Annotated in this window: 5 protein-coding genes and 1 pseudogene; 4 read left to right on the top strand and 2 right to left on the bottom strand. The window is 41.1% G+C overall.

Annotated features, from left to right (window positions below; all coding sequences use genetic code 11):
- The first annotated feature begins 463 nt into the window (after positions 1–463).
- Together V7K49_RS10095 and V7K49_RS10090 are read left to right on the top strand one after the other, a co-directional pair.
- Positions 464–2,659, top strand: coding sequence for a sensor histidine kinase (locus tag V7K49_RS10095; protein WP_335205439.1), 2,196 nt, complete (start codon positions 464–466; stop codon positions 2,657–2,659).
- 320 nt (positions 2,660–2,979) lie between these two features.
- Positions 2,980–3,627, top strand: coding sequence for a class I SAM-dependent methyltransferase (locus V7K49_RS10090; protein ID WP_335205438.1), 648 nt, complete (start codon positions 2,980–2,982; stop codon positions 3,625–3,627).
- A gap of 160 nt (positions 3,628–3,787) precedes the next feature.
- Here V7K49_RS10090 and V7K49_RS10085 read toward each other — a convergent pair.
- Positions 3,788–4,606, bottom strand: a pseudogene (locus V7K49_RS10085) (dienelactone hydrolase family protein).
- Between the two features lie 285 nt (positions 4,607–4,891).
- On the opposite strand from V7K49_RS10085, the gene V7K49_RS10080 reads away from it, so the two are divergent.
- Positions 4,892–5,431, top strand: coding sequence for a DUF2267 domain-containing protein (locus V7K49_RS10080; protein ID WP_335205437.1), 540 nt, complete (start codon positions 4,892–4,894; stop codon positions 5,429–5,431).
- 325 nt (positions 5,432–5,756) lie between these two features.
- Positions 5,757–6,359, top strand: a complete 603-nt coding sequence (locus tag V7K49_RS10075) for a hypothetical protein (RefSeq protein ID WP_335205436.1) — start codon at positions 5,757–5,759, stop codon at positions 6,357–6,359.
- Between the two features lie 164 nt (positions 6,360–6,523).
- Here the strand turns inward: V7K49_RS10075 and V7K49_RS10070 are convergent, their stop codons facing one another.
- Positions 6,524–6,895, bottom strand: a complete 372-nt coding sequence (locus V7K49_RS10070) for a hypothetical protein (RefSeq protein ID WP_335205435.1) — start codon at positions 6,893–6,895, stop codon at positions 6,524–6,526.
- Positions 6,896–7,216: the final 321 nt, after the last annotated feature.

Below are 7,216 nucleotides of genomic sequence, written 5' to 3'. Positions count from 1 at the left end.
TTGACCACTCTTCATCTGTTAAACTGCTTGAGTACATAAGTAATAAAAAATACTTTTAATCTCCCGGTACACCAGATCCCAAATGGGTTCTATAGCGCTTTTCCTTTGTATGCAATACACTTTGACCTCTCTTTTAAATCTTACTCCCCTTCCCTTGTAGGGAAGCGGTTGGGGGTTAGGTCTGTATTCGACTCAATTGAGAAGCACTATATTACTCAAAATTTTGTCAAGCCCAAATAATTGCATAGATGCAAAGTAATATTATCGTGCTTTGCGACAATGCACCCTACAAGTTAAGGCAAAATTAGCGGCGAAGAAACCAGTTTGTGGAACCTCTTAAGTAAATGCGATCGCACTAAATTTGCATAAGGTACTGACAAAAAAATTTAAACAAAGATGAGTATGTAGGCATCTTGGGAACTATAAAAGTAAATCAAATTAGCACAAATTCCAGTTTCCAGCAATGAAGACTCACTATCCCAGTAAAGGTAAAGCGTTTCCATTACAGATTGTTCTTGTTGTTCCCTTCGTTATCCAAATTTTTGCAGCAGTCAGTTTAGTGGGTTATTTGTCCTTTAAAAATGGACAAAGAGCAGTTAACGACCTAGCAGAACAGTTGATAGATCGTACCACTGATGTAGTGGATGAACACCTTAAGTCTTATCTTTCCATACCGCAAACCCTTAATCAAATCAACGCAGATGCCATTGGGAGGGGAATTTTAGATGTGCGCGATCGCAAAACCCTTGGCAAGTATTTCTGGGATCAGATGCAGGCTTATGACTTGACTTATATTGGTATTGGACTAACAACGGGTGAGGGGATGGGAGCCGCTCGTTATGATGGCAAGACAATCACGATTGATGATTGGACTGCCAAGCTTCCCAATAATACTTCCACCTATGCCACAGATAATCAAGGTAATCGAACTCAGGTCAGTGCTCGATGGAATTGGGACAATTTCAGTGAATCTTGGTATACCCAATCCATCGCTGCTGGTAAACCTATTTGGGGAAAGATTGTAACTGCAAATCTTCCAACGGGCCCCTACATCACCGCCTCTGCCAGTCGTCCGATCTATGATTCGCAAAATCGCTTACTAGGAATGATTGCAACGGATATTCACCTGCTCAAACTCAGCGATTTTTTACGCAGTTTAAATATTAGTAAGTCTGGGCAGGTGTTCCTTTTAGAGCGGGATGGCACATTAATCGCCAGTTCTGGTACAGAGAAGCCTTTTGTCCTCGTCAATCAAGAGATCCGGCGATTGCGGGCGATCGACAGTTCTGACCCAATTATACAGAACATTGCCAAACACCTCCAAACCTCCGGGTTTGGGTCTATCACCAAAGACACAGATTTTCAACTTGACATACAAGGAAAACGGCATTTTGTCGATGTCCTACCTTGGCGTGACAAGTATGGCTTGAATTGGCTGATGGTAGTGACTGTGCCAGAAAACACATTTATGGAGCAAATTAACGCCAACACGCGCACTACGATCGCACTTTGTTTTGGTGCATTGGTCTTTGCCTCGGTGATGGGCGTGTTTACCTCCCATTGGATTGTCCGCCCGATTCTGCGCCTAAATTGTGCAAGTGAGGCAATGGCATCTGGCAATTTAGATCAGAGAGTAGAAACTAGCGTTGTTCGAGAACTTAATACCCTTTCCAACTCTTTCAACCACATGGCAGGACAACTGCACGAATCGTTTACTGCCTTAGAAAAAAGCAAGGAAGAATTAGAAGACCGGGTAGAAGATCGCACCACTGAACTCAAAAATGCATTAGGGGAATTGCAGCGCACTCAAGCTCAAGTTATTCAAAGTGAAAAAATGTCTAGTCTGGGACAACTAGTTGCTGGAGTCGCACACGAAATTAATAATCCAGTCAACTTTATTCATGGCAACCTTGTCTATGTGCAGGAATATACCCAGGATTTATTAGCATTTGTGCAGTTGTATCAGCAGTATGATTCCAACCCTGCCCCTGAAATTCAAACTGCTGCTGAAGACATGGATCTGGAGTTTTTGCAGGAAGACTTGCCAAAAATGTTGTCTTCCATGAAAGTGGGCACCGATCGCATTCGCCAAATTGTCCTGTCGCTGCGAAACTTCTCCCGCATCGACGAAGCAGAATTCAAAAGCGTTGATATTCATGAGGGCATTGACAGTACCTTGATGATTTTGCAACATCGCCTGAAAGCTAAACCAGAACAACCGGAAATTGAGGTGATCAAAGACTACGGCACTGTACCCCTAGTAGAATGCTATGCCGGACAACTCAACCAGGTGTTTATGAATATTTTAGTGAATGCCATTGATGCGTTAGAAGAAAATAATGCCAAGCTTACCTATGAGAATATCAAGGACAATCCCAGTCGAATTAAGATTCGCACATCGGTAGTTAATTCAACGTGGTTAGAAGTAGCGATCGCTGATAACGGAGTCGGTATTTCCAAAGAATTTCAGCAACGAATATTCGATCCCTTTTTCACTACCAAACCCATAGGTAAAGGAACCGGAATGGGTATGTCAATCAGCTACCAAATTGTTACGGAAAAACATGGCGGTAAACTGGAGTGCTTCTCAACCTTTGGAGAAGGAACTGAGTTTATCATTCAGGTTCCTCTACAGCTAAAAGTTCATGGAGTGGTTTAACTTAATACTAGTACCACAAGACAAAAGTCAAAATCATTCGTAATTTCTAATTCGTAATTCGTAATTATTACCCCACACCTGAACGCTTACGCGTCCCGTAGGGAAGGTGGGGGTTTGAATAATGATAACTGTTTATTTATTTTCATTAATAAATTAAGGGGCTTGGGCCTTAAGGAATTAATTATTAATTATGAATTAATAATTACGAATTATTCAGTCCACTTGTCTAAGTTTTGTTACGTAATACAATATTTATATATTAACATATTATACGACTTAATAGATAGTTAAAACCAGTAGTCCTATTTGTTAAGGAACCTATGCAGATAAATCAGGTGATTGAAACTTACGATCAAGGCGCAGTGGATTATGACGCAATTATGAAGCGTTACTGGCATATCGAGCGCGAACCTCTAATCGCTTCTTTGCAGCTGAAGCCAGGACAAACCGTACTAGATGCTGCGGTAGGAACAGGTCTTAATCTTTCAGCCTACCCTGAAGGCGTGCATGTCGTCGGTGTTGATCTTTCTCATAAGATGATGGATGAAGCACGTAAAAAGCGTGTATCCGCAGACATCACCTTCAAGGTATCGAATCTTTGCAATCTTGATTTTCCTGATAATAGCTTTGATGCAGCAGCGTCGGGATTCACCCTCTGTGTCGTTGATGATCCAGTTCTTGCTCTTAAGGAAATGCTACGAGTTACCAAGCCTGGTGCATTTATTGCCATTCTCGATTACTGCAAATCGCAAGATCCAGAGATTCAGAAATGGCAAGAGTTAATAGCTGATTCAACTTCACAGCTAGGCTTCCCGACTGGCAAAATCAAATGGGATGCATTGATGGATTATGACGAATTGATTTACAACAGTAAGCTGACCATTGAAGTGCTTGTGGACGATCGCACAGAAAGCCCAAATCCGTTTTCATGTGGTTGTCAATTACTGCTTAAAAACTCAAAAGGTTAAAGCTAACTGTAGGGGCGCAAGGCCTTGCGCCCCTACGATGGATGTTTTTTTAACTGGAAGTCCCTAAAGTCGTCTCTACAATCCGCTACGCGAACAAAATCAGCACTGAAGTCCTGACTACGAACATTTTTGGAGAAAGGTTGATTAGCCTGAAATCAGATCACAAGTTATTTTGAAACAGTTCTAGAACATGCTTCCAAGCATCAGGAGCAGCTTCGGGATTGTAACTTGGGTTCTGCTCTAAGAATGGGTACTTATCTTTGAAGAATCCGGCGAAGAATCCGTGTCCGGCATCGTATCGGAATACACGATGATTTATATTACGTTTCTTTAATTCTGCCTCAATTTGTTTGTTTTCCTCTTGTGAAACTAACGCATCTCTTGTACCAAAAAATGCATAAATAGTACCTTTAATTTCCGAGGTACGATTAATGGTTGGAGTGTCTTCACCATAACTAGCAGTGGTAATCCCACCACCGTAGAAGGAAGCTGTTGCTTTGATATCGGGTAAAGTTGCAGCCATGTAAGCAACATGACCACCAAAACAGAAACCAATAGCCCCGATCGCATCATCTTTGACATTGGGTAAAGTTTTTAGGTAAGCGATGTCTACGACGGGCTACGCCTACGCAGCTTGAATATCGCTGAATATCTCTTGATACTTTACTTGTTGATAGTATTGCAAGCCAAGCCGATATGATTCTGGGCTATAGCCAGCATCTTCTGGGCTAAAGTCAGCCTCAAAATCGGGAGCAATACGTTGATACAGCGCAGGTGCTATTGCTACATAACCTTGTTTAGCTATTAGTTCAGTGATATCTCGAATATTACTGTTGATTCCAAAAATTTCTGGAAAAACTATAACTGCACAAAAGGGAACCTTTTGTGCTGGTTGAGCTAAATAAGCATCGATTTCTAAGCCATTGTTAGGTACTTTGACTTTTGTGGTGTTAATTTCGATGTTTGTCGTTTCTACCATCTTTGTTTCGGCTGATTTTATACCAACTCATCTATTCTGACTGTTTTTCGACACAGATGAGTGATGTCTACGACGGGCAAGAACACCAGGAGTATTGCTCTACTCAATGAATGGAAATCGCTTACCCTTAAGTATGACTTTGCTACTGTGAACAGGTCAGATGAATTTCTAACTTTTGAATAGATGGTATTTCAAACTTCTGGATGATGCTAAGGGTTTTTGATTTGTGCGACCTTACATAAAGTAAGCATAAACACTCAATATTAAGAAGCACAAGAAAAAACAATGCCTGATGAATCATTTAGAACAAATGTTCCAGAAATTGACCCAACGGAGATTGAAGATTCTCGATCTGTAATCCCCGACGAACATCGTTCGTTTCTAGAAAAAGTCCAGGTCAAAGCCGGATTTGCAGACCCCTATGACGCCAGAGACTTTTCCGAAGTTGTATTTCGCGTTATGCGCGACTTAATGACCACGGACACAATTGATCGCGTCGAGGCAGAACTGCATACAGAGGCTATACCTACTGATGAGAAAGCACTCCAGTTTGAAGTAGCTGACCTCTGGAAAGACACCAATCCCATTGTGAAATTTTTAAGTCGAATCCGTCAACCTTTAACAGGCCCGGCTCCCCTTGGAATTGATTCCAATCTATTTATCAGGCGGGTTGCTAATGAAGGAGGACTCCCAGGAACAGTCGAGGTAGAGCAGGCAATTAAAGCGGTGTTTTCTGCCACCAAAGACCAACTTTCCCAAGAGCGGATTCAGGAAATTGCTGGCTTGCTTCCTGACCGGATCAGTGAGCTTTGGGAGCAAGCTTAATTAAAAGACTAGAAAAAGTCAAGTCTGTTTGTGAGTAATTATCACAAACAGGCTTTCTCTATAATAGGTTTACTAATTCACAACCATTAATGTAGAAAAAAGCGATGTCTACGATGAACTACGCTTATGTCCAAACTCTTCAAGGGCAGATTGTAAATAGATAACTTCTAACACTTCAATAGATGTTAGGGTCTTTTGTCGCAAGGTGGAACGCATCAGATCAATCATCGCAGTATGATATCACCTCATAATCAAATGTGTGACAAAATAGTTTTGTTGCCCTACAGCCAATGCAATCGGCTACGACCTATGATTTCTACCAATTATGCCTTATAGTCAGTTTACAACTATCAGTAAAGTTAAAGAAGCTTTCGGGTTAAAAACACAGGAAGGTGGGCGATTTATTCCTGCCACTGAACCAATTGAAGCATCTGCTACACTGACGGCATATCTTGAAGAAAGTCTGCCACTTGCTTCTTCAGCTAGTGAAAAAGCCCGTTCTGAAGGAATTATTTACCCAGTATTATTAGAAGTTAGACGGATATTAAATCGCCAAATTAGCTTATTCTCTGGGGAAGATTTTACAGTTGATGAGGCAGTTGGACTTAATGGAATGTGTGATTTCCTTTTGAGTCATTCGCCAGAAGTGCTAGAAATTGAAGCACCATGCATTGTGATTTTGTCAGCAAAAAAAGCTGATTTAAGAACAGGGTTTGGACAATGTATTGCAGAAATGGTTGCAGCACAAAGATTCAACGCCGCCAAAAATCGTCCAGTTGCCGTAATCTATGGTTCTATTAGCAGTGGTACACAATGGCGATTCCTAAAGCTGGAAGATAATATAGTCACCATCGATTTGATGGATTATCCTCTCCCACCCGTGGAACAAATTCTCGGCTTTTTAGTTTGGATGGTTCAAAACAGTTGATAGCTTCAAAGTTACCGAACCCGAAGGGTATCGCGCAGTATCTCGTTGGTGCAGCCTCTGGTAGAGAAGAAAAGCGGCTTGTAGTAAACCCTCACTCTTCTCCTCACCTTAAACAAAGCGTATAGGCTACTTGTGTTGAGCCAAATCAATGTTTATTCAGACAATCACTCTGCAAGCTTGATCATTTGGTTAACTACCGCGCGTGCTTTCCGTCGATAATCTGACTTGCGTGTTCCACCAGCCATCCCATACTCATCACTATTTTTGCCATAGCGAGATGCAACACTCAGCAGCATCTGCTCAGAATAAGTATTCAACCCACGTTCTGCTTCTTCTAATGCATTCTGCGTCTTATCCATAATTGTTCGTGTTTGATTATGGGCAGCTAGCTTCTCTCGTAGCTCATGAATCATGGTATTATAAGTAGCTATTGACAACCCATTGCCAAAGTCTAAGTCAGCGTTAATCGTCTGTAATCCTTCAATGCGTCGTTCTGCTTTAGTCAGTGCAAACGAGTTTCGTCTCCGTTGCGTCATAAAGTTTTCCTTTTTGGATTAATTTAATATAGAGAACTCTAATAGTGTTTTACACTGAATTCTTTATATACCATAAAATACGCAATTAGCGGATGCACCAGCCTGAGTGAAGCTACAGAACTTTTAAAGATGGTACACAAGATAAATGCAGGTATATTTGCTGAAATTTGTTGAGATTAATAAATTTAGAAGTTCAAAACTCGATTTTGGAGTTCAAAACTCGATTTAGAAGTTCAAAACTCGATTTAGAAGTTCAAAACTCGATTTAGAAGTTCAAAACTCGATTTAGAAGTTCAAAACTCGATTTAGAAGTTCAAAACT

The sequence above is a fragment of the Nostoc sp. genome (assembly GCF_036919675.1).
Lineage (GTDB): Bacteria > Cyanobacteriota > Cyanobacteriia > Cyanobacteriales > Nostocaceae > Nostoc.
Note: the sequence above shows the minus strand (reverse complement) of the source record. Positions and strands in the feature narration are given on the sequence as shown.

Excerpts from the sequence above, each read along its gene's own strand:
- V7K49_RS10095 (WP_335205439.1), top strand. The coding sequence starts at position 464 with ATGAAGACTCACTATCCCAGTAAAGGTAAAGCGTTTCCATTACAGATT.
- V7K49_RS10090 (WP_335205438.1), top strand. The coding sequence starts at position 2,980 with ATGCAGATAAATCAGGTGATTGAAACTTACGATCAAGGCGCAGTGGAT.
- V7K49_RS10080 (WP_335205437.1), top strand. The coding sequence starts at position 4,892 with ATGCCTGATGAATCATTTAGAACAAATGTTCCAGAAATTGACCCAACG.
- V7K49_RS10075 (WP_335205436.1), top strand. The coding sequence starts at position 5,757 with ATGCCTTATAGTCAGTTTACAACTATCAGTAAAGTTAAAGAAGCTTTC.
- V7K49_RS10070 (WP_335205435.1), bottom strand. The coding sequence starts at position 6,895 with ATGACGCAACGGAGACGAAACTCGTTTGCACTGACTAAAGCAGAACGA.